This window comes from Citrobacter sp. GW821-FHT07H02, assembly GCF_059418505.1.
Window position 1 is genome coordinate 42,635 of the sequence record NZ_JBWKPZ010000002.1, and the last position, 25,807, is coordinate 68,441.

The 25,807-nt window shown below is 53.6% G+C and carries 27 protein-coding genes, 1 pseudogene and 1 other annotated feature; of the genes and pseudogenes, 15 read left to right on the forward strand and 13 right to left on the reverse strand.

Going from position 1 to position 25,807, the window contains the following annotated elements; translation table 11 throughout:
* The 5 genes from yidC to AC07NP_RS03365 form a co-directional block, all read right to left on the reverse strand.
* Positions 1 to 1,647 carry a membrane protein insertase YidC gene (yidC, locus tag AC07NP_RS03345; RefSeq protein WP_203359510.1) on the reverse strand — a complete coding sequence of 549 codons (1,647 nt, stop codon included), beginning with the start codon at positions 1,645 to 1,647 and terminating at the stop codon, positions 1 to 3.
* Positions 1,648 to 1,649: 2 nt separating this feature from the next.
* Positions 1,650 to 1,907: a membrane protein insertion efficiency factor YidD gene (gene yidD / locus AC07NP_RS03350; protein ID WP_001307474.1), complete on the reverse strand. Its 258-nt coding sequence runs from the start codon at positions 1,905 to 1,907 to the stop codon at positions 1,650 to 1,652.
* A complete protein-coding gene (gene rnpA / locus AC07NP_RS03355; RefSeq protein WP_042287256.1) occupies positions 1,871 to 2,230 on the reverse strand; it encodes a ribonuclease P protein component in 360 nt (119 codons plus the stop codon). The genes yidD and rnpA overlap by 37 nt, the downstream gene beginning before the upstream one ends.
* Positions 2,231 to 2,246: 16 nt before the next feature.
* Positions 2,247 to 2,387, reverse strand: coding sequence for a 50S ribosomal protein L34 (rpmH, locus tag AC07NP_RS03360; RefSeq protein WP_003849659.1), 141 nt, complete (start codon positions 2,385 to 2,387; stop codon positions 2,247 to 2,249).
* A 229-nt stretch (positions 2,388 to 2,616) separates the two neighbouring features.
* Positions 2,617 to 2,772: a hypothetical protein gene (locus tag AC07NP_RS03365; RefSeq protein WP_494659576.1), complete on the reverse strand. Its 156-nt coding sequence runs from the start codon at positions 2,770 to 2,772 to the stop codon at positions 2,617 to 2,619.
* 272 nt (positions 2,773 to 3,044) lie between these two features.
* Here AC07NP_RS03365 and dnaA point away from each other — a divergent pair, with 272 nt between their 5' ends.
* The 5 genes from dnaA to yidA all read left to right on the forward strand — a co-directional run bounded on the left by dnaA (position 3,045) and on the right by yidA (position 10,236).
* A complete protein-coding gene (gene dnaA / locus AC07NP_RS03370; protein WP_162382320.1) occupies positions 3,045 to 4,445 on the forward strand; it encodes a chromosomal replication initiator protein DnaA in 1,401 nt (466 codons plus the stop codon).
* A 4-nt stretch (positions 4,446 to 4,449) separates the two neighbouring features.
* A complete protein-coding gene (gene dnaN, locus AC07NP_RS03375) occupies positions 4,450 to 5,550 on the forward strand; it encodes a DNA polymerase III subunit beta (RefSeq protein ID WP_494659577.1) in 1,101 nt (366 codons plus the stop codon).
* 144 nt (positions 5,551 to 5,694) lie between these two features.
* Positions 5,695 to 6,768, forward strand: coding sequence for a DNA replication/repair protein RecF (recF, locus tag AC07NP_RS03380; RefSeq protein ID WP_494659578.1), 1,074 nt, complete (start codon positions 5,695 to 5,697; stop codon positions 6,766 to 6,768).
* A 28-nt stretch (positions 6,769 to 6,796) separates the two neighbouring features.
* The gene (gene gyrB / locus AC07NP_RS03385; RefSeq protein WP_494659579.1) at positions 6,797 to 9,211 is read left to right on the forward strand and encodes a DNA topoisomerase (ATP-hydrolyzing) subunit B; all 2,415 of its coding nucleotides are present in this window, start codon (positions 6,797 to 6,799) and stop codon (positions 9,209 to 9,211) included.
* Positions 9,212 to 9,423: 212 nt separating this feature from the next.
* The gene (gene yidA, locus AC07NP_RS03390) at positions 9,424 to 10,236 is read left to right on the forward strand and encodes a sugar-phosphatase (RefSeq protein WP_494659580.1); all 813 of its coding nucleotides are present in this window, start codon (positions 9,424 to 9,426) and stop codon (positions 10,234 to 10,236) included.
* A 141-nt stretch (positions 10,237 to 10,377) separates the two neighbouring features.
* Here yidA and cbrA read toward each other — a convergent pair whose 3' ends face one another.
* A complete protein-coding gene (gene cbrA, locus AC07NP_RS03395) occupies positions 10,378 to 11,496 on the reverse strand; it encodes a colicin M resistance lipid reductase CbrA (protein WP_494659581.1) in 1,119 nt (372 codons plus the stop codon).
* A gap of 102 nt (positions 11,497 to 11,598) precedes the next feature.
* On the opposite strand from cbrA, the gene AC07NP_RS03400 reads away from it, so the two are divergent.
* The gene (locus AC07NP_RS03400) at positions 11,599 to 12,825 is read left to right on the forward strand and encodes a YidR family protein (RefSeq protein WP_494659582.1); all 1,227 of its coding nucleotides are present in this window, start codon (positions 11,599 to 11,601) and stop codon (positions 12,823 to 12,825) included.
* A gap of 1 nt (position 12,826) precedes the next feature.
* Here AC07NP_RS03400 and AC07NP_RS03405 read toward each other — a convergent pair whose 3' ends face one another.
* Positions 12,827 to 13,159 carry a YceK/YidQ family lipoprotein gene (locus AC07NP_RS03405; protein WP_494659583.1) on the reverse strand — a complete coding sequence of 111 codons (333 nt, stop codon included), beginning with the start codon at positions 13,157 to 13,159 and terminating at the stop codon, positions 12,827 to 12,829.
* 240 nt (positions 13,160 to 13,399) lie between these two features.
* Positions 13,400 to 13,472: a sequence feature (ROSE (Repression Of Heat Shock gene Expression) occurs in the 5'-region of heat shock genes and acts as an RNA thermometer to modulate expression.), on the forward strand.
* Here AC07NP_RS03405 and ibpA point away from each other — a divergent pair.
* From ibpA to AC07NP_RS03435, 6 genes are all read left to right on the forward strand, one after another.
* Entirely contained in the window at positions 13,466 to 13,879 is a 414-nt protein-coding gene (gene ibpA / locus AC07NP_RS03410) for a small heat shock chaperone IbpA (RefSeq protein WP_001532742.1), read from the forward strand. (Overlaps the previous feature by 7 nt.)
* Positions 13,880 to 13,991: 112 nt before the next feature.
* Positions 13,992 to 14,420 (forward strand): small heat shock chaperone IbpB, encoded by a 429-nt coding sequence (ibpB, locus tag AC07NP_RS03415; protein ID WP_276293415.1) that lies wholly within the window; start codon positions 13,992 to 13,994, stop codon positions 14,418 to 14,420.
* A gap of 124 nt (positions 14,421 to 14,544) precedes the next feature.
* Positions 14,545 to 16,206 carry a putative transporter gene (locus AC07NP_RS03420; protein WP_494659584.1) on the forward strand — a complete coding sequence of 554 codons (1,662 nt, stop codon included), beginning with the start codon at positions 14,545 to 14,547 and terminating at the stop codon, positions 16,204 to 16,206.
* A 325-nt stretch (positions 16,207 to 16,531) separates the two neighbouring features.
* Complete coding sequence (locus AC07NP_RS03425; RefSeq protein ID WP_494659585.1) at positions 16,532 to 16,879, forward strand: YidH family protein; 348 nt, start codon at positions 16,532 to 16,534, stop codon at positions 16,877 to 16,879.
* Positions 16,869 to 17,231, forward strand: a complete 363-nt coding sequence (locus AC07NP_RS03430; protein WP_203359520.1) for a DUF202 domain-containing protein — start codon at positions 16,869 to 16,871, stop codon at positions 17,229 to 17,231. Before AC07NP_RS03425 ends, AC07NP_RS03430 begins: the two co-directional genes overlap by 11 nt.
* Positions 17,228 to 17,764 (forward strand): radical SAM protein, encoded by a 537-nt coding sequence (locus AC07NP_RS03435; RefSeq protein WP_494659586.1) that lies wholly within the window; start codon positions 17,228 to 17,230, stop codon positions 17,762 to 17,764. The genes AC07NP_RS03430 and AC07NP_RS03435 overlap by 4 nt, the downstream gene beginning before the upstream one ends.
* Here AC07NP_RS03435 and dsdA read toward each other — a convergent pair.
* Together dsdA and dsdX are read right to left on the reverse strand one after the other, a co-directional pair.
* Complete coding sequence (gene dsdA / locus AC07NP_RS03440) at positions 17,761 to 19,083, reverse strand: D-serine ammonia-lyase (RefSeq protein WP_494659587.1); 1,323 nt, start codon at positions 19,081 to 19,083, stop codon at positions 17,761 to 17,763. The genes AC07NP_RS03435 and dsdA overlap by 4 nt on opposite strands.
* A 17-nt stretch (positions 19,084 to 19,100) precedes the next feature.
* Positions 19,101 to 20,438 carry a D-serine transporter DsdX gene (gene dsdX / locus AC07NP_RS03445; protein WP_494659588.1) on the reverse strand — a complete coding sequence of 446 codons (1,338 nt, stop codon included), beginning with the start codon at positions 20,436 to 20,438 and terminating at the stop codon, positions 19,101 to 19,103.
* 228 nt (positions 20,439 to 20,666) lie between these two features.
* On the opposite strand from dsdX, the gene dsdC reads away from it, so the two are divergent.
* On the forward strand, positions 20,667 to 21,590 hold the full coding sequence (dsdC, locus tag AC07NP_RS03450; protein WP_494659589.1) for a DNA-binding transcriptional regulator DsdC: 924 nt from the start codon (positions 20,667 to 20,669) through the stop codon (positions 21,588 to 21,590).
* A gap of 89 nt (positions 21,591 to 21,679) precedes the next feature.
* The gene (locus AC07NP_RS03455; RefSeq protein ID WP_494659590.1) at positions 21,680 to 22,741 is read left to right on the forward strand and encodes a cellulase family glycosylhydrolase; all 1,062 of its coding nucleotides are present in this window, start codon (positions 21,680 to 21,682) and stop codon (positions 22,739 to 22,741) included.
* Here the strand turns inward: AC07NP_RS03455 and emrD are convergent.
* The 4 genes and pseudogenes from emrD to AC07NP_RS03475 all read right to left on the reverse strand — a co-directional run.
* The gene (gene emrD, locus AC07NP_RS03460; protein WP_203359526.1) at positions 22,668 to 23,852 is read right to left on the reverse strand and encodes a multidrug efflux MFS transporter EmrD; all 1,185 of its coding nucleotides are present in this window, start codon (positions 23,850 to 23,852) and stop codon (positions 22,668 to 22,670) included. The genes AC07NP_RS03455 and emrD overlap by 74 nt on opposite strands.
* Positions 23,853 to 24,028: 176 nt before the next feature.
* Positions 24,029 to 24,889, reverse strand: coding sequence for an EamA family transporter (locus AC07NP_RS03465; protein ID WP_494659766.1), 861 nt, complete (start codon positions 24,887 to 24,889; stop codon positions 24,029 to 24,031).
* A gap of 92 nt (positions 24,890 to 24,981) precedes the next feature.
* The gene (gene tisB, locus AC07NP_RS03470) at positions 24,982 to 25,071 is read right to left on the reverse strand and encodes a type I toxin-antitoxin system toxin TisB (RefSeq protein ID WP_000060506.1); all 90 of its coding nucleotides are present in this window, start codon (positions 25,069 to 25,071) and stop codon (positions 24,982 to 24,984) included.
* Positions 25,068 to 25,179 (reverse strand): annotated as a pseudogene (locus AC07NP_RS03475) (hypothetical protein); the annotation flags it as partial. The gene tisB and the pseudogene AC07NP_RS03475, both read right to left, overlap by 4 nt.
* 449 nt (positions 25,180 to 25,628) lie before the next feature.
* On the opposite strand from AC07NP_RS03475, the gene ivbL reads away from it, so the two are divergent.
* Entirely contained in the window at positions 25,629 to 25,727 is a 99-nt protein-coding gene (gene ivbL, locus AC07NP_RS03480) for an ilvB operon leader peptide IvbL (protein ID WP_047460165.1), read from the forward strand.
* The last annotated feature ends 80 nt before the right edge of the window (positions 25,728 to 25,807 follow it).

Here is a 25,807-nt window from a genome sequence, read left to right on the forward strand (position 1 = left end):
TCAGGAGCTTTTCTTCTCGCGGCTATGCAGGCCACGTTTCTCCAGACCACGGTAAATCAGCTGCTGCTGGATAATGGTCACCAGGTTGCTGACGATATAGTACAGCACCAGACCTGACGGGAACCACAGGAAGAACACGGTGAAGATGACCGGCATAAAGGTCATGATCTTCTGCTGCATCGGGTCGGTCACTGTGGTCGGCGACATCTTCTGGATGAAGAACATCGTCACGCCCATCAGGATCGGCAGGATGTAGTACGGGTCTTGTGCAGACAAGTCGTGGATCCACAGGGCGAACGGCGCATGACGCAGTTCAATGGAGCCCATCAGCATGTAGTACAGCGCAAGGAAGATTGGCATCTGGATGATCAGCGGGAAGCAGCCGCCCAGCGGGTTAACCTTCTCAGCTTTGTACAGTGCCATCATTTCCTGGCTCTGACGCTGTTTGTCATCGCCCAGACGCTCGCGCATTGCCGCAATTTTCGGCTGCAGCATACGCATCTTCGCCATGGAGGTGTACTGCGCTTTGGTCAGCGGGTACATGATGCCACGAACGATAAAGGTGATAACGATGATGGAGAAGCCCCAGTTACCCAGGAAGCTATGGATCCATTTCAGCAGCTTAAACAGCGGCTGAGAGATGAACCACAACCAGCCGTAATCCACGGTCAGATCCAGGTGCGGTGCAACGGCCGCCATTTTATCCTGAATTTCCGGGCCGACCCACAGGGTGCTGGTCATCGCGCCAGTCTGACCTGGCTGTACCAGCACCGGCTGAGATTTATAGCCGATGGCAGCAATGCCGTTACCCAGATTAGCGGTATAGAAGTTGTTGGTGCCGTCATTACGCGGAACCCATGCCGTTGCGAAATACTGTTGCAACATTGCCACCCAGCCGTTGTGTGCGCTGACGTTCAGGTTTTCGTTTTCGGCAATGGTCTCGAATTTGTATTTCTCATACTTCTCATCAGGCGTGGAGTACGCTGCGCCACGGAAAGTATGCAGCGCAAAGTTGCTGCTACCGGTGTCGCGATGAGATGGCAGATTGATGGATTGCTTCAGCTGACCAAAGGTGGAAATCTCCAGCGGTTTCTCGCCGGCGTTCTGCACGCTGTAGTTCACATTGACAGCATACTCACCGCGCTTCAGAACAAACGTTTTAGTAAACGTGTTGCCAGCGGAGTCAGTGTAGGTCATCGGGATCTGCAGTTCGTTCTGACCATCCGCCAGTACAAAGGCGTCTTTTTCGACGTTGTACTGTGGACGTGGGCCGTTAGCCGGGTTATCCGGACCGTCACGACCTGTCAGGCCGCTTTGTGCCTGATAAATGAACTGCGGAGTTGTTTCCAGTAACTGGAACGGCTCTTTAGAACCGAGCTCTTTCGGGTAAGCCGGCAGCTGGGCCTGCTCAACATCACCACCACGGGTGTTGATGGTCAGATCAAGCACGTCGGTTTTAACCGTAATCAGTTTCCCCTGGCCACTGGCCGGTACGCCCTGGTCTGCGGCGCTACCCGCTGCGGTGGTCGTTGTCTGCGTGGTCTGTTGAGTCTGAGGTTGCGGATTTTTATCCTGCTCCCAGGCTTGCCAGATCATGAAAGACACGAACAGCAAAGCGATGACTAAAAGATTGCGTTGCGAATCCATCGTTAGTGTTCTCTGGTATCAAATGGTCCGGGTGGGACGGGATCGTCACCACCAGGGTGTAAAGGGTGGCATTTTAATACGCGTTTCACCGTCAACCAACTGCCTTTTATCACTCCAAACCTGCGCAATGCCTCAATTCCGTAGCTTGAACAGGTTGGCGTGAAACGACAATGCGGCCCAAGCAGCGGACTGATCAGGCGTTGATAGACCCTAATAAGGGCTATCAGGACCCGCGAGCCAGGCGACAGTGGCGGCGCCATAATTTTTCCAACGCTTCCGAGAGAGCACGGTTATCGAGGTCAGCAACCCCTTTTTTCGCCACGACCACGAAATCCATTGCTGGAAGCTCGTGCTGACGCAGACGGAAGCTTTCACGCGTCAGACGTTTAATCCGATTGCGTTCATGGGCGCGTCGAACGTTTTTCTTGGCGACGGTAAGACCGATACGGGGATGCCCCAGCGAATTCAGGCGGCCGAGGATGGTGATTTGCGGCGTGCCAGCCCGTTGTGGCTGCTGGAAGACGAATGTGAAATGATTGGGAGTTAACAAACGTAACTCCCTGGGAAATGCGAGCTTAACCACTCAGGGGTTAGCTTTATTACTTGGAAACGGTCAGACGAGAACGGCCTTTAGCACGACGACGTGCCAGAACCTGACGACCATTTTTAGTAGCCATACGAGCACGGAAGCCGTGAGAACGGTTGCGCTTCAGTACAGACGGTTGAAAAGTGCGTTTCATGGCGATTTCTACCTAAACTTGAATAAATTCAATGGCTTTTACAGATATCCGAGCAAACATCGAACGACGGACGTCGAAGCCATGGGTGATTAAAGAGGCCGGATTGTAATAATTGTACACTCCGGAGTCAATTCTCTTTCCTTAAATCCCTGCGTTTTTCGCACGTTTTCGCGTGGAAAATGAGCAGCGTTAACGCCGTGATTACGGGCATTACGCGCCGGGGGGAAGATTATAAAGGCTGCCGGGCAAAGCGCAAGGATCGAGCGGGATCTTTATTAGATCGTTTAAGCAGTAAAGTGGCTTTACTCATTAATTTTTCCAATATGCGTGCGAAATCCTGCAGCACTTCCCCAGGATCGTTTACACTTACCCGCTTCTGGATCATCCTGTGGATAAATCGGGAAGAATCTGTGAGAAACAGAAGATCTCTCGCGCAGTTTAGGCTATGATCCGCGGTCCTGATCGTTTCAAAGGATCCTGGTCAGGCTTTAACGCGACATTCTTCAGGTGCGCCATGGTGTCGCCTTTAGGATCCCGTGTATAACCGCAGAAAGCGGTTCGTGCGTCACCCTCATGCAGGGTCTTTTCGACGTGCGCCAACAATCATGAATGTTTCAGCCTTTGTCATTATCGACTTTTGTTCGAGTGGAGTCCGCCGTGTCACTTTCGCTTTGGCAGCAGTGTCTTGCCCGATTGCAGGATGAGTTACCAGCCACAGAGTTCAGTATGTGGATACGCCCGTTGCAGGCGGAACTGAGCGATAACACGCTGGCTTTGTATGCGCCAAACCGTTTTGTGCTCGACTGGGTAAGGGATAAATACCTCAATAACATCAATGGACTGTTGAATAATTTTTGCGGCGCAGATGCCCCGCAACTGCGTTTTGAAGTGGGAACAAAACCCGTTACTCAGACGCTAAAGACGCCTGTTAATCATGTTGTTGCGCCGGCGCATGTTGCGCAAGTACAGCCACAACGCGCAGCGCCTGCGGCGCGCCCGGGTTGGGACAACGTACCGGCCCCGGCGGAGCCAACCTATCGCTCCAACGTCAACGTTAAACATACCTTTGATAACTTCGTGGAAGGTAAATCCAACCAGTTGGCGCGCGCGGCGGCACGTCAGGTCGCGGACAACCCAGGCGGCGCCTATAACCCGTTATTCCTTTATGGCGGTACTGGTTTAGGTAAAACGCACCTGTTACATGCAGTGGGTAACGGCATTATGGCGCGCAAGCCTAATGCAAAAGTGGTGTATATGCACTCCGAGCGTTTTGTACAGGACATGGTAAAAGCCCTGCAAAACAATGCGATCGAAGAGTTTAAACGCTACTACCGCTCCGTTGACGCGTTGCTGATTGACGATATTCAATTTTTCGCCAATAAAGAACGATCCCAGGAAGAGTTTTTCCACACCTTTAACGCCTTGCTGGAAGGTAATCAGCAGATCATTTTGACGTCAGATCGTTATCCAAAAGAGATCAATGGCGTTGAAGATCGTCTGAAATCCCGCTTCGGTTGGGGGTTAACGGTCGCGATCGAACCGCCGGAACTGGAAACGCGCGTCGCGATCCTGATGAAAAAAGCGGACGAAAACGACATTCGTTTGCCTGGCGAAGTGGCGTTCTTTATCGCCAAGCGTCTACGCTCTAACGTACGTGAACTGGAAGGCGCGCTGAACCGGGTTATCGCCAACGCGAACTTTACCGGCCGCGCTATCACCATCGATTTTGTGCGAGAAGCGCTGCGCGATCTGCTGGCGTTGCAGGAAAAACTGGTCACCATCGACAATATTCAGAAGACGGTGGCGGAGTATTACAAAATCAAAATTGCGGATCTGCTTTCTAAGCGTCGATCTCGCTCGGTAGCGCGTCCGCGTCAGATGGCTATGGCGCTGGCAAAAGAGCTTACTAACCACAGTCTGCCGGAAATTGGCGACGCGTTTGGTGGGCGTGACCACACTACCGTTCTTCATGCCTGCCGTAAGATTGAGCAGTTGCGTGAAGAAAGCCATGATATTAAAGAAGATTTCTCCAATTTAATCAGAACATTATCTTCGTGACGCTATGAAATTTACCGTTGAACGTGAACATTTATTAAAACCGCTTCAGCAGGTCAGCGGCCCGCTAGGTGGTCGTCCTACGCTGCCAATTCTCGGTAACCTGTTGCTGCAGGTTGCAGACGGTACGCTTTCTCTGACCGGCACCGACCTTGAAATGGAAATGGTGGCGCGCGTTGCGTTAATTCAGCCTCATGAAACAGGCGCAACCACCGTCCCGGCGCGGAAATTCTTTGATATCTGCCGTGGTTTGCCGGAAGGGGCTGAAATTGCCGTTCAGCTGGAAGGCGATCGGATGCTGGTGCGTTCAGGCCGCAGCCGCTTCTCGCTTTCCACATTGCCTGCCGCCGACTTCCCGAACCTGGATGACTGGCAGAGCGAAGTCGAATTCACCTTGCCGCAGGCGACGATGAAGCGTCTGATTGAAGCGACCCAGTTTTCCATGGCGCATCAGGACGTTCGCTATTACTTAAACGGTATGCTGTTTGAGACTGAAGGCGAAGAGCTGCGCACCGTGGCCACTGATGGTCACCGTCTGGCGGTCTGTTCCATGCCGGTCGGACAATCTCTGCCGAACCATTCGGTGATCGTGCCGCGTAAAGGCGTGATTGAACTGATGCGTATGCTTGATGGCGGCGATAACCCGCTGCGCGTGCAAATTGGCAGCAACAACATCCGTGCGCACGTCGGCGATTTTATCTTTACATCCAAGCTGGTTGATGGCCGTTTCCCTGATTATCGCCGCGTATTGCCGAAAAATCCGGACAAACATCTGGAAGCGGGCTGCGATATTCTGAAACAGGCGTTCGCCCGTGCGGCGATCCTCTCGAATGAGAAGTTCCGCGGCGTGCGTCTGTATGTGAGCGAAAACCAGCTCAAAATCACCGCCAATAACCCGGAACAGGAAGAAGCGGAAGAGATTCTGGACGTCACTTATCCGGGCACCGAAATGGAGATCGGTTTTAACGTCAGCTATGTGCTGGATGTTCTGAATGCGCTGAAGTGCGAAAACGTGCGCATTATGCTGACCGACTCGGTTTCCAGTGTGCAAATTGAAGATGCGGCGTCTCAAAGCGCAGCCTATGTTGTTATGCCAATGCGCTTGTAGTGTTGAAAGGGGCTGGTTTACTTGCCATTTCGCCTCCCGGCAGTGCTCAAAATGCTCACGTACTTCGTGTACGCTCCGCTTTTTGCGCGCTGGCGGCAGACGAACTGCCTGCGACACCGACGCCCCTGGAAAACGTACTGATATATGTCACTGACGCGATTACTCATCAAAGATTTCCGCAATATCGAAAACGCGGATCTCGCTTTATCTCCCGGCTTTAATTTTCTGGTGGGCGCGAACGGCAGCGGCAAAACCAGTGTGCTGGAAGCCATCTATACACTCGGCCATGGCCGGGCGTTTCGCAGTTTGCAGATTGGCCGCGTGATTCGCCACGAGCAGGAATCGTTTGTTCTTCATGGTCGTTTGCAGGGTGAAGAGCGCGAGACCGCCATCGGTCTGACCAAAGACAAGCAGGGCGACAGCAAAGTCCGTATTGACGGCACTGACGGCCACAAGGTCGCTGAACTGGCGCATCTGATGCCGATGCAGTTGATTACGCCAGAGGGGTTTACTTTACTCAATGGCGGCCCCAAATACAGAAGAGCGTTCCTGGACTGGGGATGCTTTCATAATGAGACCGGATTCTTCACCGCCTGGAGCAATCTCAAGCGTTTGCTTAAACAACGCAATGCGGCGTTGCGCCAGGTGAGTCGATATGAACAACTGCGTCCGTGGGATAAAGAGCTGATCCCGCTGGCGGAACAAATCAGCACCTGGCGCGCGGAGTACAGCGCCGGTATCGCTGCCGATATGGCGGATACCTGCCAGCAATTTTTACCCGAATTTTCACTCTCTTTCTCTTTTCAGCGAGGCTGGGAAAAAGAGACGGATTATGCCGAGGTGCTGGAGCGGAGCTTTGAACGCGACCGCATGTTGACCTATACCGCGCACGGGCCGCATAAAGCGGACTTCCGCATTCGCGCCGACGGTGCGCCGGTTGAAGATACCTTATCGCGTGGGCAGCTAAAGCTGCTGATGTGCGCCTTACGTCTGGCGCAAGGGGAGTTTCTGACTCGTGAAAGCGGGCGGCGCTGCCTCTACCTGATAGATGATTTTGCCTCTGAACTTGATGATGCGCGTCGTGGGCTGCTGGCCAGCCGCTTAAAAGCGACGCAATCTCAGGTCTTTGTCAGCGCAATCAGCGCTGAACACGTTCTTGACATGTCGGACAAAAATTCGAAGATGTTCACCGTGGAAAAGGGTAAAATAACGGATTAACCCAAGATAAAATGAGCGAGAAACGTTGATGTCGAATTCTTATGACTCCTCCAGTATCAAAGTCCTGAAAGGACTGGATGCGGTGCGTAAGCGCCCGGGTATGTATATCGGCGACACGGATGACGGCACCGGTCTGCACCACATGGTATTCGAGGTGGTAGATAACGCTATCGACGAAGCGCTCGCGGGTCACTGTAAAGATATCGTGGTGACGATTCACGCTGACAACTCCGTGTCCGTTACCGATGATGGCCGTGGTATCCCAACCGGTATTCACCCGGAAGAGGGCGTATCTGCAGCGGAAGTTATCATGACCGTTCTGCACGCAGGCGGTAAATTCGATGATAACTCGTATAAAGTGTCCGGCGGTCTGCACGGCGTAGGGGTTTCCGTAGTAAACGCCCTGTCGCAGAAACTGGAACTGGTGATTCGCCGTGAAGGTAAAGTCCATCAGCAAACTTACGTGCACGGTGTACCGCAAGCACCGCTGGCGGTGACCGGTGAGACTGAAGTGACCGGAACCCAGGTCCGTTTCTGGCCAAGCCATGAAACCTTTACCAACGTCGTTGAATTTGAATACGACATTCTGGCTAAGCGTCTGCGTGAACTCTCCTTCCTGAACTCCGGCGTTTCTATTCGTCTGCGCGATAAGCGCGACGGTAAAGAAGATCATTTCCACTATGAAGGCGGCATCAAGGCGTTTGTTGAGTATCTCAACAAAAACAAAACGCCGATCCACCCGAATATCTTCTACTTCTCCACCGAAAAAGACGGTATCGGCGTTGAAGTGGCGCTGCAGTGGAACGATGGCTTCCAGGAAAACATCTACTGCTTCACCAACAACATTCCGCAGCGTGATGGCGGTACTCACCTTGCAGGCTTCCGTGCGGCGATGACCCGTACCCTGAACGCCTACATGGACAAAGAAGGTTACAGCAAGAAAGCGAAAGTCAGCGCCACCGGCGACGATGCCCGTGAAGGTCTGATTGCCGTCGTTTCCGTGAAAGTACCGGATCCGAAATTCTCCTCCCAGACCAAAGACAAGCTGGTCTCTTCTGAGGTGAAATCGGCGGTTGAACAGCAGATGAACGAACTGTTGGCTGAATATCTGCTGGAAAACCCTTCCGACGCCAAAATTGTGGTTGGCAAGATTATCGACGCAGCCCGTGCGCGTGAAGCGGCACGCCGTGCCCGTGAAATGACCCGTCGTAAAGGCGCGCTGGACTTAGCTGGTCTACCGGGCAAACTGGCGGACTGTCAGGAACGCGACCCAGCCCACTCTGAACTGTACCTGGTGGAAGGGGACTCGGCGGGCGGCTCTGCGAAGCAGGGGCGTAACCGTAAGAACCAGGCAATTCTGCCGCTGAAGGGTAAAATCCTTAACGTTGAGAAAGCGCGTTTCGACAAGATGCTCTCTTCTCAGGAAGTGGCGACGCTGATCACCGCGCTCGGTTGCGGCATCGGTCGCGACGAGTACAACCCGGATAAACTGCGCTATCACAGCATCATCATCATGACGGATGCGGACGTCGATGGTTCACACATCCGTACGCTGCTGCTGACGTTCTTCTACCGTCAGATGCCGGAAATCGTTGAGCGCGGTCACGTCTACATTGCACAGCCACCGCTGTACAAAGTGAAGAAAGGCAAGCAGGAACAGTACATTAAAGACGATGAAGCAATGGATCAGTACCAGATCTCTATTGCTCTGGATGGCGCGACTCTGCACACCAACGCCCACGCTCCGGCGCTGGCGGGCGAAGCACTGGAAAAACTGGTTTCTGAGTACAACGCCACACAGAAAATGATTGGTCGTATGGAGCGCCGCTACCCACGCTCACTGCTGAAAGAGCTGGTCTACCAACCGACGCTGGCCGAAGCCGATCTGGCTGACGAAGCTAAAGTTACAGCCTGGGTTTCCCAGCTGGTTAACGTGCTGAATGAAAACGAAATGCACGGTAGCACCTGGAATAGCCTGGTTCGTAAAGACGCTGAGCTGAACCTGTTCGAACCGATCATTCGCGTGCGTACCCACGGCGTCGATACCGACTATCCGCTGGATCACGAGTTTGTGACCGGTGGTGAATACCGTCGTATCTGTACCCTTGGTGAAAAACTGCGTGGTCTGATCGAAGACGACGCGTTTATCGAACGTGGCGAGCGCCGTCAGCCGATTGCCAGCTTCGAGCAGGCGCTGGACTGGTTGGTGAAAGAGTCCCGTCGTGGCCTGTCTATTCAGCGCTATAAAGGTCTGGGCGAAATGAACCCGGAACAGTTGTGGGAAACCACGATGGATCCAGAGAGCCGTCGTATGCTGCGTGTAACGGTAAAAGATGCGATTGCTGCTGACCAACTGTTCACTACGCTGATGGGCGACGCCGTTGAACCGCGTCGTGCGTTTATCGAAGAAAACGCCCTGAAAGCAGCGAACATCGATATTTAACGTGTACCCAGGCCTGCTCCTGTAGGCCTGATAAGCGAAGCGCCATCAGGCAGTTCGTTAACGTTTGCCGGATGGCGGCTTAGGCCTTATCCGGCCTACAACCGATCTACAAAAGGGGAATCCCGATTCCCCTTTCCATCCCCCTTTTCGTTGCTGTTTTTTGAGCGGAATCGCGTTAGCATGAGGACAGACTCATCTAATCCGGGGAACTCATGGCTATCAAACTCATTGCTATCGATATGGATGGCACACTTCTGCTGCCCGATCACACCATTTCACCCGCGGTCAAAACGGCAATTGCCGCTGCACGCGCGCGAGGCGTTAACGTGGTACTGACCACAGGCCGACCGTTTGCGGGCGTTCACAGCTACCTGAAAGAGCTTCACATGGAACAGCCCGGTGATTACTGCATTACCTATAACGGTGCGCTGGTACAGAAAGCGAGTGATGGTAGTACTGTTGCGCAAACAGCGTTGAGCTATGACGACTATCGCTATCTTGAGCAACTCTCCCGTGACGTCGGTTCCCACTTCCATGCACTGGATCGCAACACGCTGTATACCGCAAACCGCGACATCAGCTATTACACGGTTCATGAATCTTTTGTCGCGACCATCCCGCTGGTGTTCTGTGAAGCGGAGAAAATGGATCCGGCAACGCAGTTCCTGAAAGTGATGATGATTGATGAACCCGCCATCCTCGATAAAGCCATCGCCCGCATTCCGGCAGAGGTAAAAGAGAAATACACCGTGCTGAAAAGTGCGCCGTACTTCCTCGAAATTCTGGATAAACGCGTGAATAAAGGCACGGGTGTGAAATCGCTGGCCGATGCTCTGGGTATTAAACGCGATGAGATCATGGCCATTGGCGATCAGGAAAACGACATTGCGATGATCGAATTTGCTGGCATGGGCGTGGCGATGGACAACGCAATTTCGTCGGTAAAAGAGGTTGCCAACTTCGTCACCAAATCTAACCTGGACGATGGCGTGGCGTACGCTATTGAGAAGTTTGTGCTGAACTAATCATTCATTGCCTGATGGCGCTACGCTTATCAGGCCTACCCAACAGTGTCATTATCGTCCAGATAAGGCGCAGTCACCCTCCGGCAAAAACACGCTTCCTGACCCGCATCTGCTGCGGGTTTTTTTATCCTGGGCGCAGGTCTACATCTCCGCTGCTGTATTGGCTGTCTGCTTGCATGGATTTCTGACGGGCTGCTGCCCGTGATTCTGCGGGATATGTGCGACACCGCTTTGCATAATCCATTTTCTGGTCAATGCCGAGGTTAACATCCGACTCTTGATAATCTTACCGTAGAGCTTCACGCGCAGTTTTCGGGTGGCGCTTCGATAGGCGTCATTCAGATTCTCCGTATCCCGCATAAAGACGGATTTCAGGATCTCCGCGCTGTCCAGAGCGTAGCTGATTCCCTCCAGCGAACTGGCGCTGATAAATCCCGCCGCTTCACCAATCAGAAACGCATTGTCTTTTCCGCAAACAAAATCCGCCCAGCGCGAAGGGAACAGCACGGTGCATTTTTCGCTTTTTAGCGGTTTGCCAAACTGAAAATGGAAGGCTTCCATTTTTGCTTTTAGCGCGTCAAAGCGCGCCTGCCCGTCTTTCATCGGGTAGGCACCGCCAAAGATAAAATAACCGTCTTTGCTGATACTCCATGAGTAGCAGTCCGTGACATCGTTATCAAAAATGCAGGAGTAAAATGGCTGAGGATGTTTTTCAGCGAACCATTGCTGAAGCGCGACGTATTTACGGATCTGATGCTCAGGATACAGATGGCGGCGAACCAGCGAATTTGCCCCGTCGGCGCCAACCAGATAGCGCGCGGTAATGTGTTGCTCCCAGCCGTCAGCGCGAAAAATCACGTGCCACATGTCGCCTTCTCGCCAGATTTTCCTGCACAGACTGTCGTGGTAAACCGCGACCTCATCAGGGATGAGTGATTTCATCCATAAATCAAACGCGTGGCGGTTGATATTGATGTAACTGCGTTGATAGTTACGCGTCAGCGCTGCTGCCACATCTACTGTTTTAACGCTGAAAATCTGCGGGTTCGCGATCACATCGACCGGTAAGGTGATGCCATCGCGAATAAACGAACGCTGGGCATCCGGAGCCAGCAGGCCGCCGCAGGGTTTGGTGAAGCCTTCCGTTCCGCACTGGCGCTTTTTATCCAGCGCAATGACACGCCTCTTTCCACTCAAATGCCGTGCCAGCGCCGCTCCTGCCGGGCCTAAACCGATAATTGCCACGTCAAAGTGTTCCATCTTTTTTACCCGCCGTCATTGAGATGGAGGCATGCTAAAACCTGAAAGTGAAGCCCTTGTGAAGTATGATGGCCGGAATTGTCTCGCATCAGGGTTCTTGCAATGAAACAAATCACCTTTGCGCCACGTCATCACCAGCTTACCAATATCAATACCTGGACTCCGGATAGCCAGTGGCTGGTGTTCGATGTACGCCCGTCGGGGGCCTCTTTTACCGGGGAAACCATTGAGCGGGTAAACGTTGAAACTGGGGCCGTCGAGGTGATTTATCGCGCCACGCAGGGTGCGAATGTGGGTGTGGTGACCGTTCATCCACGAGAGAATAAATATGTGTTTATTCATGGGCCTGAGAATCCAGATGCTGCGTGGTACTACGATTTTCACCATCGTCGGGGGGTCATTGCGCATCAGGGGAACGTTGCCAACCTGGACGCGATGGATATCACCGCCCCATACACACCCGGCGCGCTGCGCGGTGGTAGCCATGTGCATGTCTTCAGCCCGAACGGCGAGTTTGTCAGCTTCACCTATAACGATCACGTCCTGCATGAGCGAGACCCGGCGCAGGATTTGCGCAACGTCGGTGTCGCGGCACCATGGGGACCGGTCACGGTGTCGGGTCAGAATCCCCGTGAATACAGTGGTAGCCACTGGTGTGTGCTGGCCAGTCAAACGACACCCACCCCGAGGCCTGGCAGCGATGAGATTAATCGTGCCTATGAAGAGGGCTGGGTTGGGGATCATGCGCTGGCCTTTATCGGCGATACGTTGTCGGTGAAAGGCGAAAAGGTGCCGGAGCTGTTTCTCGTCGACCTGCCGCGTGAAGAAAGCGACTGGAAACAGGCGGGAGAAACGCCTCTGGCAGGAACAGAATCATTGATGCCCGCACCGCCAGTCGGCGTGACCCAGCGTCGTCTGACGTTTACTCAGGGTCGCGCTTACCCCGGACTGGTGAATGCGCCGCGTCACTGGGTGCGTAGCAATCCGCAGGCCACGGAGATTGCATTTTTGATGCGTGACGAGCGCGGTGTTGTTCAGCTCTGGCTGATCGCTGCGCAGGGGGGAGAGCCGCGTCAGCTTACCCATCACGCAACGGATATTCAGTCGGCGTTTAACTGGCATCCATCGGGAAAATGGTTGGGGTATGTGCTGGAGAACCGAATTGCCTGCTGTGACGCACACAGCGGAGATGTCTGTTTCCTGACGTCGGAGCATAGTAATCCGCCTTCTGCGGATGCTGTTGTTTTCTCACCGGATGGGCGACAAATTGCGTGGATGGAAGACGTACAGGGTTTCCGTCAGCTGTGGGTGACGGAAACCGGGCGTTAAATCAGGGCGTGGACATTTCTGCCGGGGGGATAACGGCGTTCGTTATCTGCGTTCTCTCCTCGCTTCTTTCGACGCGGGATCTGACGGAGTTATCTTTGCGGAAGAGATCCCATGGCAGGAGTAGGGTGTCCATTACGGCGGTGAACGGCATGTCGAGTATTGCCAGAGACTTTGTACCCCAGTTTGTATCACTCTCACTGATCATCGTAGCGCTGGCGCGTGTGCCAGGATAAGTCCCTTCTTTGCCGCCAGTATGTGACATTACGCTTGAGCAACCACCCAGTAAAACCATTCCGCCGCACATCACTAGCGGTAACAACACATTTTTTATCATGATTCATTCATCTGTTGATCAACGGTGTTTGCATGATGAGTTATAGCGTTCCATTGCCCGGAAGAATACCCTCAGCATGTCGCACTGTGGTGCTTATCGCACTTTAACGATCTGTGCTTCCCCCCCAGTCTATGCCATAGACAGCAAACTGCAAAAAAAGTCCCCATTAAACGCTTGAAAAGTTCATATCAGGACCCATTTTTAGGGTAAGGACAAATGAAGAACATGCCTGAGGGGTGTTCTGTCCGCCTGGCCTGTCCATGATGGAAGGTCTCATATTCTCGCTGATTTCAGGAGCTATTGATTATGCGTAATTTTGATTTATCCCCGCTGTACCGTTCCGCTATTGGTTTTGACCGTTTGTTTAACCTGCTTGAAAACAACCAGAGCCAGAGTAATGGCGGCTACCCTCCGTATAACGTTGAGCTGGTGGATGAAAACCATTACCGCATTGCGATTGCCGTGGCGGGGTTTGCGGAAAGCGAGCTGGAAATTACTGCCCAGGATAATCTGCTGGTGGTGAAAGGCGCTCATGCTGATGAGCAAAAAGAACGTACTTACCTTTATCAGGGCATTGCCGAGCGCAACTTTGAACGCAAGTTCCAGTTAGCAGAGAACATTCATGTTCGTGGCGCAAACCTGGTGAACGGTCTGCTGTATATCGAACTTGAGCGTGTGATTCCGGAAGCGAATAAACCACGCCGTATCGAAATCAATTAATTCTGTCGGGCCGCGCTGCGCGGCCTGTTATCCCCATGCTCGCCGTCAGGGAGCATATGCAAATCTGCGGATTTGCAGGTACTCACTCGCTTCTTAGAAGGAGATTATGATTATGCGTAACTACGATTTATCCCCGCTGCTGCGTCAATGGATCGGTTTTGACAAACTGGCCAACGCCTTGCAAAACACCGGTGAAAGCCAGAGCTTCCCACCCTATAACATCGAAAAAAGCGACGATAACCACTATCGCATTACCCTTGCGTTGGCCGGTTTCCGTCAGGAAGATCTGGATATTCAACTGGAAGGCACGCGTCTGACGGTGAAAGGTAGCCCGGAGCAGCCGGAAAAAGAGACCAAATGGTTGCATCAGGGGCTGGTCACTCAGCCGTTCAGTTTGAGCTTCACCCTCGCTGAACATATGGAAGTCTCTGGCGCGACGTTCACCAACGGATTACTGCACATTGATTTAACACGCAATGTGCCAGAAACCCTCGCCCCGCAGCGTATCGAGATTCAGGAACGACCTGCGTTAAATAGCTAATTTGCTGTTTGCCCTTGCCCCGCCAGAAATGACGGGGCTTTTTTGTGCTTTACCACCCATACATACCGCCTGTTCTCTGCGAAAATCCGGTTAAAATAATAATGTTATTCACAGGGAACTGAAGATGAGTGAGATAGCATTAACGGTTAGCGTTCTGGCGTTGGCGGCGGTTGTTGGATTATGGATCGGCAACATCAAGGTTCGTGGGGTAGGGCTGGGCATTGGAGGCGTGCTGTTTGGCGGGATTCTTGTCGGACATTATGCTGACCTGCTAGGCATCTCCCTTAGCGGCGAGATGCTGCATTTTATTCAGGAATTTGGCCTGATCCTCTTCGTTTACACCATTGGTATTCAGGTCGGTCCTGGTTTTTTTGCGTCGCTGCGCGTTTCAGGTTTACGTCTGAATCTCTTTGCTGTTCTGATCGTCATCATCGGCGGTCTGATCACCGCTATTCTGCATAAAGTGTTTGCGATTCCGTTACCGGTGGTATTGGGAATATTCTCCGGTGCGGTGACCAATACCCCGGCATTGGGGGCTGGCCAGCAAATTCTGCGCGATCTGGGCACTCCTGTAGAGGTGGTTGACCAGATGGGGATGAGCTATGCCATGGCGTATCCTTTCGGTATTTGCGGCATCTTACTCACCATGTGGCTGATGCGTATGATTTTTCGCGTCAATGTCGAGGAGGAGGCGCAACAGCATGAATCCACGCTCTCCCGCGGTCACTCGCTCATCCAGACCATGAACATCCGGGTTGAGAACCCGAATCTCAATAACATGGCGATTCAGGATGTGCCCATCCTCAATAGCGACAAAATCATCTGTTCACGACTTAAACGCGATGAAACGCTGATGGTGCCCTCGCCTGGGACGATTATTCAGGTTGGCGATCTGCTGCATCTGGTGGGGCAGTCAGGGGATCTGCACAATGCGCAGGTGGTGATTGGCCAGGAGGTGGACACCTCGCTTTCTACTCGCGGCACGGAGTTGCGTGTTGAACGTGTGGTCGTCACCAATGAAAAAGTGCTCGGAAAGCGCATTCGCGATCTGCGCCTAAAAGAGAACTATGATGTGGTTATCTCGCGGCTTAACCGTGCGGGTATTGAGCTGGTGGCAAGCGGTGAGATGAGTCTGCAGTTTGGCGATATTCTCAATCTGGTCGGACGGCCCTCTGCCATTGAAGCGGTCGCCAATGTCGTGGGCAACGCCCAACAAAAACTGCAACAGGTACAGATGTTACCGGTGTTCATTGGTATCGGGCTGGGTGTGCTGCTTGGGTCAATTCCGCTGTTTATACCGGGGTTCCCGGCGGCGTTAAAGCTGGGGCTGGCGGGCGGGCCGCTGATCATGGCGCTGATTCTGGGGCGTATTGGCAGCATTGGTAAGCTGTACTGGTTTATGCCACCGAGTGCCAACCTGGCGCTGCGCGAGCTGGGAATCGTGCTGTTTCTTGCCGTGGTGGGGCTGAAGTCTGGCGGTGATTTTGTCGATACCCTGATGCAAGGCGAAGGCCTGAGCTGGATTGGTTATGGCATCGTTATCACCGCAATTCCGCTCATCACGGTGGGTCTGCTGGCGCGTATCTTCGCGAAGATGAACTATCTGACGTTGTGCGGGATGTTGGCCGGGTCGATGACCGATCCACCTGCGCTGGCATTTGCGAATAACCTGCATGCCACCAGCGGGGCGGCGGCGCTCTCGTATGCGACGGTATACCCGCTGGTGATGTTCCTGCGTATTATCACTCCGCAGCTGCTGGCAGTGATTTTCTGGGGAATAGGCTAGAAGAAATAATCCTGCTGACCGGCATCCTGTGGGTGCCGGTGATGATGTATCAACACTACTGACGGCGCATAATCCCTGCTTTGCTGAGAGTCTACCTTCACCTGACCCACGCAATCCCCTTCCTGCTTTCGTCGCGATAAGGCCAACTCAAGCTGGGCAGGGCGACCCTTTCAGCACAATCCGTGGGGCCTGCACCCGCGTTCGGTGGCACGAGACTGCGTACGCAAAGTGTGAACGTTGAGGGGAAAAAGCCGACGTTCTGATGCACTATTGTTATTTCTTTCTCTGATCCTCTGAATAGGGAATGTCATTAAAAGGAGCCCTGATGAAGATTTCTCGCCTTGGAGAAGCGCCGGATTACCGCTTCTCGCTGGCAAACGAGCGTACTTTTCTGGCGTGGATCCGCACCGCGCTAGGGTTTCTGGCGGCGGGGGTTGGTCTTGACCAGTTGGCTCCGGACTTTGCCACGCCCGTGATTCGTGAACTGTTGGCGTTGTTACTGTGTTTGTTTTCCGGTGGTCTGGCGATTTACGGCTACCTGCGATGGTTGCGTAATGAAAAGGCGATGCGTCTGAAAGAGGACCTGCCATACACCCACAGTTTGCTGATCATCAGTCTGATTTTGATGATCGTCGCGGTGATCGTTATGGCGCTGGTACTGTATGGCGGATAGCCGTAAAGCGCGCCGCATTGCCGATCCGGGACTTCAGCCAGAGCGCACGTCGCTGGCCTGGTTTCGCACGCTGCTGGGCTATGGCGCGCTAATGGCGCTGGCGCTGAAACATCACTGGCACCAGGCGGGATTCTTGTTCTGGGTTTCTATTGGCGTGCTGGCGATTGTAGCGATCATTCTCTGGCGCTATACCCGCAGTCGTAACCTGATGGACGTCGCCCATCACGATTTTTCTCAATCTCGCGCGGTGCGTGACAAATTTATGATCTCCCTCGCGGTGTTATCCCTCGCAATACTGTTTGCTGTAACGCATATCCGCCAACTTATCGCATTTATCGGGGATTTTGCATGACGGGAAATGAAAACAGGGATGTCCGTGAGGAGGCGTATCAGATCGTTGTCAATCGCCAGAATAGTCAACAAGCGCAAGAACTGTATCGAAACCTACAGCAGCTTGGTATCAGGGCCGTACAGTTTATTCCCCACATCGAGTTTGATAGGAATGGCCATTTATCCGCAGAGTCGGTAACCGCAGAAGGGTGGGGCCAGTTTTTAAATGCGGTATTTACTCTCTGGGTACGGGAAGATGTTAACCGGATATCCATTCAGCTTTTTGATAAGACCTTAAAGCAGTGGTGTGGTCGTGCGGATGCGGTGAATTTACAGGATATTTCGCATATCGGCGCGGAATGTCGGAGCTGTTACGTATTGCACTTCTGTGCTGGTGAATGCCTGAAACATCGTGATAGCAGCGGAAAAAGCGTGCTTTGTGCCGGGTATAAAACCTTTTTTAACGACTCTTCGCCGTACATGCGGGTGATGCGTGATCTTATTAAACAGCATCGCTCACCGATGGAACTGATGGCGATGCTGCGTCAAACTTAGCGACCTTTAGCCAGGTACTGCGCCATTTCGGCTTCCGGTACCATTCCGCCGCCCGTCGCCCATACCAGATGTGTGGCGTGGTTTAACTGCTCAGCAGTAAACCCATGCATTTGTTGGTATGCCGCTGAACCGCATACGCGCTGAGGTCCGCTCATCCCCGCCAGTGCAGATGGCTCCAGGCGAATACCGTCTTCCTGCGCCAGCCAGCCCAACATGTCATACATGGTTTGATCGTCAAGGGTATACAGCCCGTCCAGAAAACGCTCCATAGCCCGGCCCACAAAACCCGATGCACGTCCCACCGCCAGCCCGTCCGCCGCTGTCAGGTTATCAATGCCAATCTCCTGAACGGAAATAGCGTCGTGCAGGCCAGTGTAAACACCGAGCAGCATGCAAGGGGAGTGGGTCGGTTCGGCGAAGAAACAGTGAACGTTATCGCCGAACGCCAGCTTCAGGCCAAAAGCCACACCGCCAGGACCACCACCGACGCCGCACGGCAGATAGACAAACAGCGGATGATCGGCATCCACCACGCGCCCCTGCTGTGCGAACTGCGCTTTCAGGCGCTGTCCGGCCACCGCGTAGCCTAAGAACAAGGTGCGGGAGTTTTCATCGTCGATAAAGAAGCAGTTTGGATCGGATTCCGCCGCCTTACGCCCTTGCTCCACCGCCACGCCGTAATCTTCTTCGTACTCGACTACCGTCACACCGTGGCTGCGCAGCTTGGCTTTTTTCCACGCACGGGCATCGGCAGACATGTGTACGGTGACCTTAAAGCCGATGCAGGCGCTCATGATACCGATCGATAAACCCAGGTTGCCGGTCGAACCTACCGCGATGCTGTACTGGCTGAAGAACTGTTTGAATTCAGGTGAGAGCAGCACGCTGTAGTCATCTTCAGTGGTAAGCAGCCCGGCGGCCAGCGCCAGTTTCTCTGCGTGGGTCAGCACTTCATAGATGCCGCCACGGGCCTTAATCGAGCCGGAGATAGGCAGATGACTGTCTTTTTTCAGCAGAATTTCACCGCAGATAGACTGCCCGTACTCTTTTTCCAGCCGTTTTTGCATCGCAGGAATCGCGGCCAGTTCGGATTCAATAATCCCGCCGGTGGCGGCAGTTTCCGGGAAGGCTTTCGCCAGATACGGCGCAAAGCGGGTCAGGCGAGCATGGGCGTCCTGAACATCCTGTTCCGTCAGGCCGACATACGGTAAACCTTCTGCCAGAGAGGTCGTGGCCGGGTTAAACCAGGTCGTTTCTTTGAGAGCGACCAGATCCTCCACCAAAGGATACTGGGCGATGAGATTTTGAATGTTTTCCATAGTACGTCTCTTTGCGCTTAGATAATAAAGGAAAGCAGGAATGTGCAAGCCAGTGCAATAACCGACGCGATAAATGTCGCGGTCGTATAGTATTTAAATGTTTCACTCAGGGTGGCGCCGCAGTATTGCTTCACCAGCCAGAAGAGGGAATCTGTCACAATCGTGCAGCCAATTGCGCCAGAACCGATGGCAATGGCGATGATCTCTGGGCTGACGTTGGGATAGAGCGGCAGCATCGGCGCGACAATCGCCGTTGCACCCATCATCGCGACAGTTGCCGAACCGACCGCTGCGTGCAGAATAAGCGCCACCAGCCAGGCCAGCAGGATGGGGTGCATATGCATATTGGAGAGGATCACCGCGAGGGTATCCGCCAGGCCGCTGCTCTTCAGGATGGCGTTGAACGCGCCGCCCGCACCGATAATCAGCAGAATGTTAGCAATGGAACCAAAACCGTTTTCGGTATGGGTGAGCAGCGTACCCATGCCGATATGCTGACGCAAACCGAGAATGTAATACGCCACGAAAACCGCGATAAACATGGCAGTAATCGGGTTGCCGATAAACTCCAGCAGGGTGTACAGCGTACTGCCTTTCGTCATGTTCAGTTCAGCGACGGTTTTCGCCAGCATCAGACCAATCGGCAGCAGGACGGTAAACAGGGTTGCGCTCAGTGATGGCAGCGTTTTTTCGTCACGGACTTTAAGGTCAGAAAACTCAGCGGGTACTGCTTTATACGGCAGACGGTTGCCGAGTAACTTCAGGAACAGCGGTCCGCCGATAAGCGACGCCATCAGCCCTACCAGCAACCCATAGACGATAACGGAACCAAGATCGGCGCCCAGTTTATTGGCGACGAACAGCGCGGCCGGATGAGGTGGCACCACGCAGTGCACGGCCATCAGGGCGGTACATAACGGGATCGCCAGTTTCAGCAATGAAGTATGGGTCTTTTTGGCGATGGAAAACGCCAGCGGAATTAACAACACCACGCCCACTTCCACAAACAGCGTGATACCGCAAATCAGCCCCACCAGCACCATAATGACGTCAGCGGAGAGCCAGCGACAGCGCTGGAGCGTTAAGCCAATACGTTCTGCCGCGCCGGAAACTTCCATCATTTTGCCAAGAATGGTTCCCAGGCCGATAACAGCTGCGAGGAAACCCAGCGTGCCACCGATACCACTCTCAATGGCATTGACCATCTCCAGCGGGCCCATGTCCATCATCGTGCCCACAAAGAAACTGGCTAACAGCAGCGCCAGAAACGGGTGGAATTTGAACTTCACGATGGTCAAAACGATTAACACGATGCTTATCAGCAGCGTGCTCACAACCCAGATTTGAGAGTGCATATCTCACCTTGCCCTGTGATTAACGTGGTTATATTGGACAAAAAAACGACGTAGGCTGACAAACGATATAATTCCCATTTCACATGAGCTAAATTGAATCAAAATGGTGATATGTGTCTAAAAATGACTGTTTTATGCGATATGGTTCACCCTGATTCATCTTTATGCTGATTTTTTCAGCGACTTTTTTTACACTGCGGGCCATGGTCAGAGGTCTCAGAGGTGGTTATGGATCCCCTACGCGAAGTCAGAAATCGTCTACTCAACGGCTGGCAGCTATCAAAGCTCTACACTTTTGAAGTGGCGGCGAGGCATCAGTCTTTTGCGCTGGCGGCAGACGAGTTGTCATTAAGTCCCAGCGCCGTCAGCCATCGTATTAATCAGCTTGAAGATGAGCTGGGTATTCAGCTGTTTGTTCGCTCACACCGGAAAGTGGAATTAACGCACGAAGGGAAACGGGTGTTCTGGGCGCTGAAGTCGTCGCTGGATACGCTGAATCAGGAGATCCTCGACATCAAAAACCAGGAGCTCTCCGGTACGCTCACGGTTTACTCGCGGCCTTCCATCGCCCAGTGTTGGCTGGTGCCTGCATTAGGTGATTTCACACGCCGCTACCCGTCTATTTCGCTGACCATATTGACCGGTAACGACAACGTGAATCTCCAGCGTGCGGGTATTGATCTGGCGATCTACTTTGACGACGCACCCTCCGCGCAACTGACGCACCATTTCCTGATGGATGAGGCAATCCTGCCAGTATGCAGTCCGGACTATGCCCGCCGTTTTGACCTGCAGGGTGCGTTGGTTAACCTGCGTCACTGTACGCTGCTGCACGATCGCCAGGCGTGGAGCAACGATTCCGGAACGGATGAATGGCACAGTTGGGCGCAACACTTTGGGGTTGATTTGCCGTTATCATCGGGGATTGGCTTCGATCGTTCGGATTTGGCGGTGATTGCCGCAATGAACCATATTGGCGTTGCGATGGGGCGTAAGCGGCTGGTGCAAAAACGACTCGACAGCGGGGAGCTTGTCGCGCCTTTCGGTGAGATGGCGCTGAAATGTCACCAGCATTACTACATGACCACGCTGCCTGGCAGGCAGTGGCCGAAAATTGAGGCTTTTATTGGCTGGCTACAAGAGCAGGTGTGATGAGATTTATTACGTTTTCACTCTACACCTGATGTCGGAGATTATGCTAAATACGTGATATCCCTCCCGGTTAATGACTGAGGACAACTGTGTTAAAACCGCTCATCTCTCTCCTGTTGCTCGCCAGCGCTGTCGTGTGCGCCGCTGAACGGCCACTCACGGCTTTGCAGTATGCGCAGCTATTGGGGGCAGGAATGGATGTCGACTGGGCGCGAACCGAAAGGGGCATCCGCGAATTTGATCCGCTGGTGGTCCGCGATTTCAGGGCAAAGGGATTAACCCATGTGCGTATCCGGGTCGCGGGCGAGCCAACGGAAGCGCGGTTGATTCACCTGCGTAAACTGGTTGAAGCCTGTAACCAGTATGGCGTGATCACCATTATCGCGTATCAGGCCGATGAGTATAAAAACGATCCCAGCCCCGGAAACGAAAAAGAGGTGGAAAACTGGTGGATAGCCGTGGCGCACTATTTCGCGCAAAGTTCGCCGTTGCTGGGTTTTGACCTGATCGATGAACCGGCGGAGAAACTCAACCATAATCAGGCTTCCCTCAATCGGGTATATGAGAATACCCTGCGCGTGATCCATGCCATTGACCCGCAGCGCATGATTTTTATTGCCCCACGCATGCGCGCCGCCCCGGAGGCGTTGTCGGGTCTTAAACTGCCGCCGGGAAGCCAAAACTACGTGCTGGCACAATGGCATATCTTCCCGCGGGGTCCGCTAAAGAGTAATGGGAAATACCCCTGGACCTCCGGTACCGCGGCGGAAAAAACCGCCATCCGTGCGCGGATAAACGCCGCCCTACATTGGCAGCAGAAAACCGGTCATGTCAGTTGGGTCGGGGGCTGGTCGCCGGGAGAAACCATCAAAAATGCGCCATCTCCGTCGCAGTTAGCCTTTGCCAGTTTTATGGCCTGTGAGCTGAAGAAAGCGAAAATTCCGTATGCTATCAACGCCGATACGCAGTTTTATGATGGGGAAGAGGGGGCGTGGCGGCCAGCGCTGGAACCGTTGTTGAACGCGATGATATCGCCGAAGTGTGAACAGCCCGGCGATAAGCCGGGCCATCATCTGATTAAACCGCCTGCTCCTGATGGGAGACACGAGACGCCAGCGGGAGCCAGCACAGTAAAATCAATAGCCCCATAAAGGTCATCAACATCCCAAGACTGGCTTGTCCGGTTTGCGGCATCATCGCGGAGAGCCACGCCAGCACGCCTGAGCCGATGTTTTGCAAGCCGCCCACCAGCGCGCCTGCAGTTCCGGCCAGGAACGGGAAAGGTTCCATCGCCCCGCTGGTTGCCAGCGGAAACAGCATGCCTGCGCCAAAGAAGAACAGGGCTGCCGGGATCAACAGCGTCCAGACGTTCATCACGCCGAACCAGCCTGGCACCCACATCATCACGCCTGCCAGCAGGCAGCTGACCACCGACTGCCACATCAGCGTGGAGAAGCGTTTATTGGGACGACCGGCAAACCATGCGCCGAAAAACGCCGCCGGGATCGGCAGAATAAACAAGACGCTCACCACCATGCTGCTTAAACCTAATACGGCACCCATCAGTACGCCGGAGCAGGCCTCGAAGACGGCAATCCCGGCCAGGCCGCCGATCAGCATCAGCAAATAACAGGTAAACGCGCCGTTGCCGAACAGGGTTTTGTAGCTGGTGATAAGCCGTGTGCGCGGTGCGCCCGTCGGACGGGTTTCTGGCATCCAGCGCGCCATGCTAACGGTGACGCCTGCGCAGAGGATCAGCAGAAAGATGTAACAGGCGCGCCAGTTCCACATAGTGTCCAGCAGACCGCCGATCAGCGGAGCCATCAACGGGCTGACCAAAATCCCCATATTCAGCAAGCTGTTGGCGTGGCGCAGTTGTGTGCCTTCATACAGATCACGCGGTAAGGTCCTCGCCATCACCCCGCCAACGCCGGTCCCCATGCCCTGCATCGCACTGGCGGCAATCAGCACCGTCAGGCTGTGGGTGGTGATGGCGACCAGCGTGGCCAGCATAAAGATGGACATGCCGACGAGGATCACCGGGCGACGCCCGACACGGTCAGAAAGCGGGCCGTAAACCAGCTGTGACAGACCGTACGTCAGCAGGTAGGCGGCCATCACGCTTTGTACGGCCCCTTCGCGGACATTCAGTTCACGCGCCATATCGGCAATTGCCGGGATATAGATGGTTTGCGCCATCTGACCCACTGCGACAAGTAATACCAACATCAACAACAAATTGACGCTTTTCTGCCTTTTCATTTCGCTGATTACTTTTTAAAAAGAGAAAAAATAAGAATAAGTGGCTATGTATTGCCATAAATTAGAGTGAAATCTACCACACCAGTAAAAGAAGGCCAGATAGACGACTGGAATGGTGTGTCGGCGAACGGCAGGATATGTAAACAAAAAACGGCAACAAATGTTGCCGGATTGCATCATGCCAGGCGAAGCAGCATGGCGCCAGCGGCAATACCGCCTGCGGCGACGAGGCGCAACCCGACGACCCGCTCTTTGAGCAATAGCCACGCGATAAGCGCGCCGAACAAAATAGAGGTCTCGCGCAGCGCGGCGACCACCGCCAGGGGGGATTGCGTCATCGCCCACAGTGCCAGTCCGTAAGAACCCATAGTGCCGATGCCGCCAAAAATCCCCTTCTTCCAGTGCTGCACCAGGTAGCGTGCGGCCTCCTGGCGTCGGGCAATCATCGCCCAACTCAACAGGCAGGAGCCATTGAGGAAGAATGTCCACAACGTGTATCCCAGCGCAGTTTCTGACAGTCGTACACCTGTCCCGTCCACCAGGGTATATCCGGCAATAAAACAGGCGTTAATCAGGGCCAGAACCACGCCCTGCCGGGAACTGGCGTGGCCGTTGAAGGCCATACCGAGGATGGCAATGCAGATCACCACAATACCGACCCAGGCCAGTGCGGAGAGGCTGTCGCCGAGAAACAGCACGCTGATTATCGCGACCAGCAGCGGAGCGGAACCGCGCATTAAGGGATACGTTTGGCTCATATCCGAAACCTGATAGGTTTTGGCGACCAGAACGGTATAGACCACCTGTAACACGGTAGAGGCGGCTAAAAAGGGGATGCTGGCAATGGCAGGCTGCGGGGAAAAAGGTAAACAAACCAACGCCATTAATGCCGCAGAGCCGCTGACGCCAATCGCCGAGTAGAGCTTGTCGTTTCCTGCTTTCACGATGGCGTTCCAGCTGGCGTGCAGCAGCGCGGCGAACAGCAAAATGCAGAAAACGGAAAGGGTCATGGCGACAGGTGTCTTAAGGGATGTAATAAAAATGTAACATACTCTTGAGGTACACGCACCAGGCAGAGGGTGAAAGGGGAGCGGTTGCCCGCTCCCCTTTAGTGCGGCTTGAATCTGAATCACTTGAGGTATTTCAGAACTGCATCAAGCAGTTGCAGTGCAGCAACAATGAGTTTCAGGATAAGAATAGCGATATCCACGAGGCTCATACGCGTCTCCTGTGGTGAAGGAGCACCGCCAGCTGACGTACCTTTCCGCTGCCTGTTGCCAGCTGCTGCGCACGCGATCTCTCTTGCGAGAAATGTTGTGCTTGTTGACGTAACACAGTGTGCTCACACGGGGTTAAGGCGCTGACGGCACCACCCGTTTCAGCCAGGGCTTTGTTGCGCCGGTTTACGATGCGGCCCCGCATAACACATTGCGTACAGTGATATTATAGATGAATTACTGTATAAATAAACAGTAATTTTTAGACAAAACACCCTCTCTGTACCATACTCAAAAGCGTCAAAATTCGTGCCGAAATTGCGTGTTTTTCGTGGAATGCGTATACTTCTGGTGTTGACATAACACAGTGTGCTTTGCGGTTACCAGCCGCATAACGCTGATAAAAACCTCGCTTCGGCGGGGTTTTTTGTTTTACATCGTTATCAGTGATAATGTGATCGTTGACGCATTTTTGCACAGATGAAATTTTTTCCATTGTCACATCTAAAAAGCTGTGCTTGTATAAATCCTGTTAATCAATAAACAGACAAGGTCCCTAATGAACCCTTCCATGCTAACTGCGACCCTACTAAAAACTGCGCAACCTGCCGCAGTGGTCGTCGTGCGTGTGGTGGTGGTCGTCGGCAATGCGCCGTAGGGTCCGGAACACACGATTCCAAAACCCCGCCGGCGCAAACCGGGCGGGGTTTTTCGTTTAAGCGACCCTCCCGGAGCCTC

Bases quoted from the DNA above. Each gene is read 5' to 3' on its own strand.
- yidC (WP_203359510.1), bottom strand. From the start codon at position 1,647: ATGGATTCGCAACGCAATCTTTTAGTCATCGCTTTGCTGTTCGTGTCT.
- tisB (WP_000060506.1), bottom strand. From the start codon at position 25,071: ATGAGCCTCGTGGATATCGCTATTCTTATCCTGAAACTCATTGTTGCT.
- cbrA (WP_494659581.1), bottom strand. From the start codon at position 11,496: ATGGAACACTTTGACGTGGCAATTATCGGTTTAGGCCCGGCAGGAGCG.
- gyrB (WP_494659579.1), top strand. From the start codon at position 6,797: ATGTCGAATTCTTATGACTCCTCCAGTATCAAAGTCCTGAAAGGACTG.
- ivbL (WP_047460165.1), top strand. From the start codon at position 25,629: ATGAACCCTTCCATGCTAACTGCGACCCTACTAAAAACTGCGCAACCT.
- yidD (WP_001307474.1), bottom strand. From the start codon at position 1,907: ATGGCGCCGCCACTGTCGCCTGGCTCGCGGGTCCTGATAGCCCTTATT.
- AC07NP_RS03430 (WP_203359520.1), top strand. From the start codon at position 16,869: ATGGCGGATAGCCGTAAAGCGCGCCGCATTGCCGATCCGGGACTTCAG.
- dsdA (WP_494659587.1), bottom strand. From the start codon at position 19,083: ATGGAAAACATTCAAAATCTCATCGCCCAGTATCCTTTGGTGGAGGAT.
- rpmH (WP_003849659.1), bottom strand. From the start codon at position 2,387: ATGAAACGCACTTTTCAACCGTCTGTACTGAAGCGCAACCGTTCTCAC.
- dsdX (WP_494659588.1), bottom strand. From the start codon at position 20,438: ATGCACTCTCAAATCTGGGTTGTGAGCACGCTGCTGATAAGCATCGTG.
- recF (WP_494659578.1), top strand. From the start codon at position 5,695: ATGTCACTGACGCGATTACTCATCAAAGATTTCCGCAATATCGAAAAC.
- AC07NP_RS03400 (WP_494659582.1), top strand. From the start codon at position 11,599: ATGAAACAAATCACCTTTGCGCCACGTCATCACCAGCTTACCAATATC.
- dsdC (WP_494659589.1), top strand. From the start codon at position 20,667: ATGGATCCCCTACGCGAAGTCAGAAATCGTCTACTCAACGGCTGGCAG.
- ibpA (WP_001532742.1), top strand. From the start codon at position 13,466: ATGCGTAATTTTGATTTATCCCCGCTGTACCGTTCCGCTATTGGTTTT.
- AC07NP_RS03365 (WP_494659576.1), bottom strand. From the start codon at position 2,772: ATGATCCAGAAGCGGGTAAGTGTAAACGATCCTGGGGAAGTGCTGCAG.
- yidA (WP_494659580.1), top strand. From the start codon at position 9,424: ATGGCTATCAAACTCATTGCTATCGATATGGATGGCACACTTCTGCTG.
- AC07NP_RS03425 (WP_494659585.1), top strand. From the start codon at position 16,532: ATGAAGATTTCTCGCCTTGGAGAAGCGCCGGATTACCGCTTCTCGCTG.
- AC07NP_RS03435 (WP_494659586.1), top strand. From the start codon at position 17,228: ATGACGGGAAATGAAAACAGGGATGTCCGTGAGGAGGCGTATCAGATC.
- emrD (WP_203359526.1), bottom strand. From the start codon at position 23,852: ATGAAAAGGCAGAAAAGCGTCAATTTGTTGTTGATGTTGGTATTACTT.
- dnaN (WP_494659577.1), top strand. From the start codon at position 4,450: ATGAAATTTACCGTTGAACGTGAACATTTATTAAAACCGCTTCAGCAG.
- ibpB (WP_276293415.1), top strand. From the start codon at position 13,992: ATGCGTAACTACGATTTATCCCCGCTGCTGCGTCAATGGATCGGTTTT.
- AC07NP_RS03420 (WP_494659584.1), top strand. From the start codon at position 14,545: ATGAGTGAGATAGCATTAACGGTTAGCGTTCTGGCGTTGGCGGCGGTT.
- AC07NP_RS03405 (WP_494659583.1), bottom strand. From the start codon at position 13,159: ATGATAAAAAATGTGTTGTTACCGCTAGTGATGTGCGGCGGAATGGTT.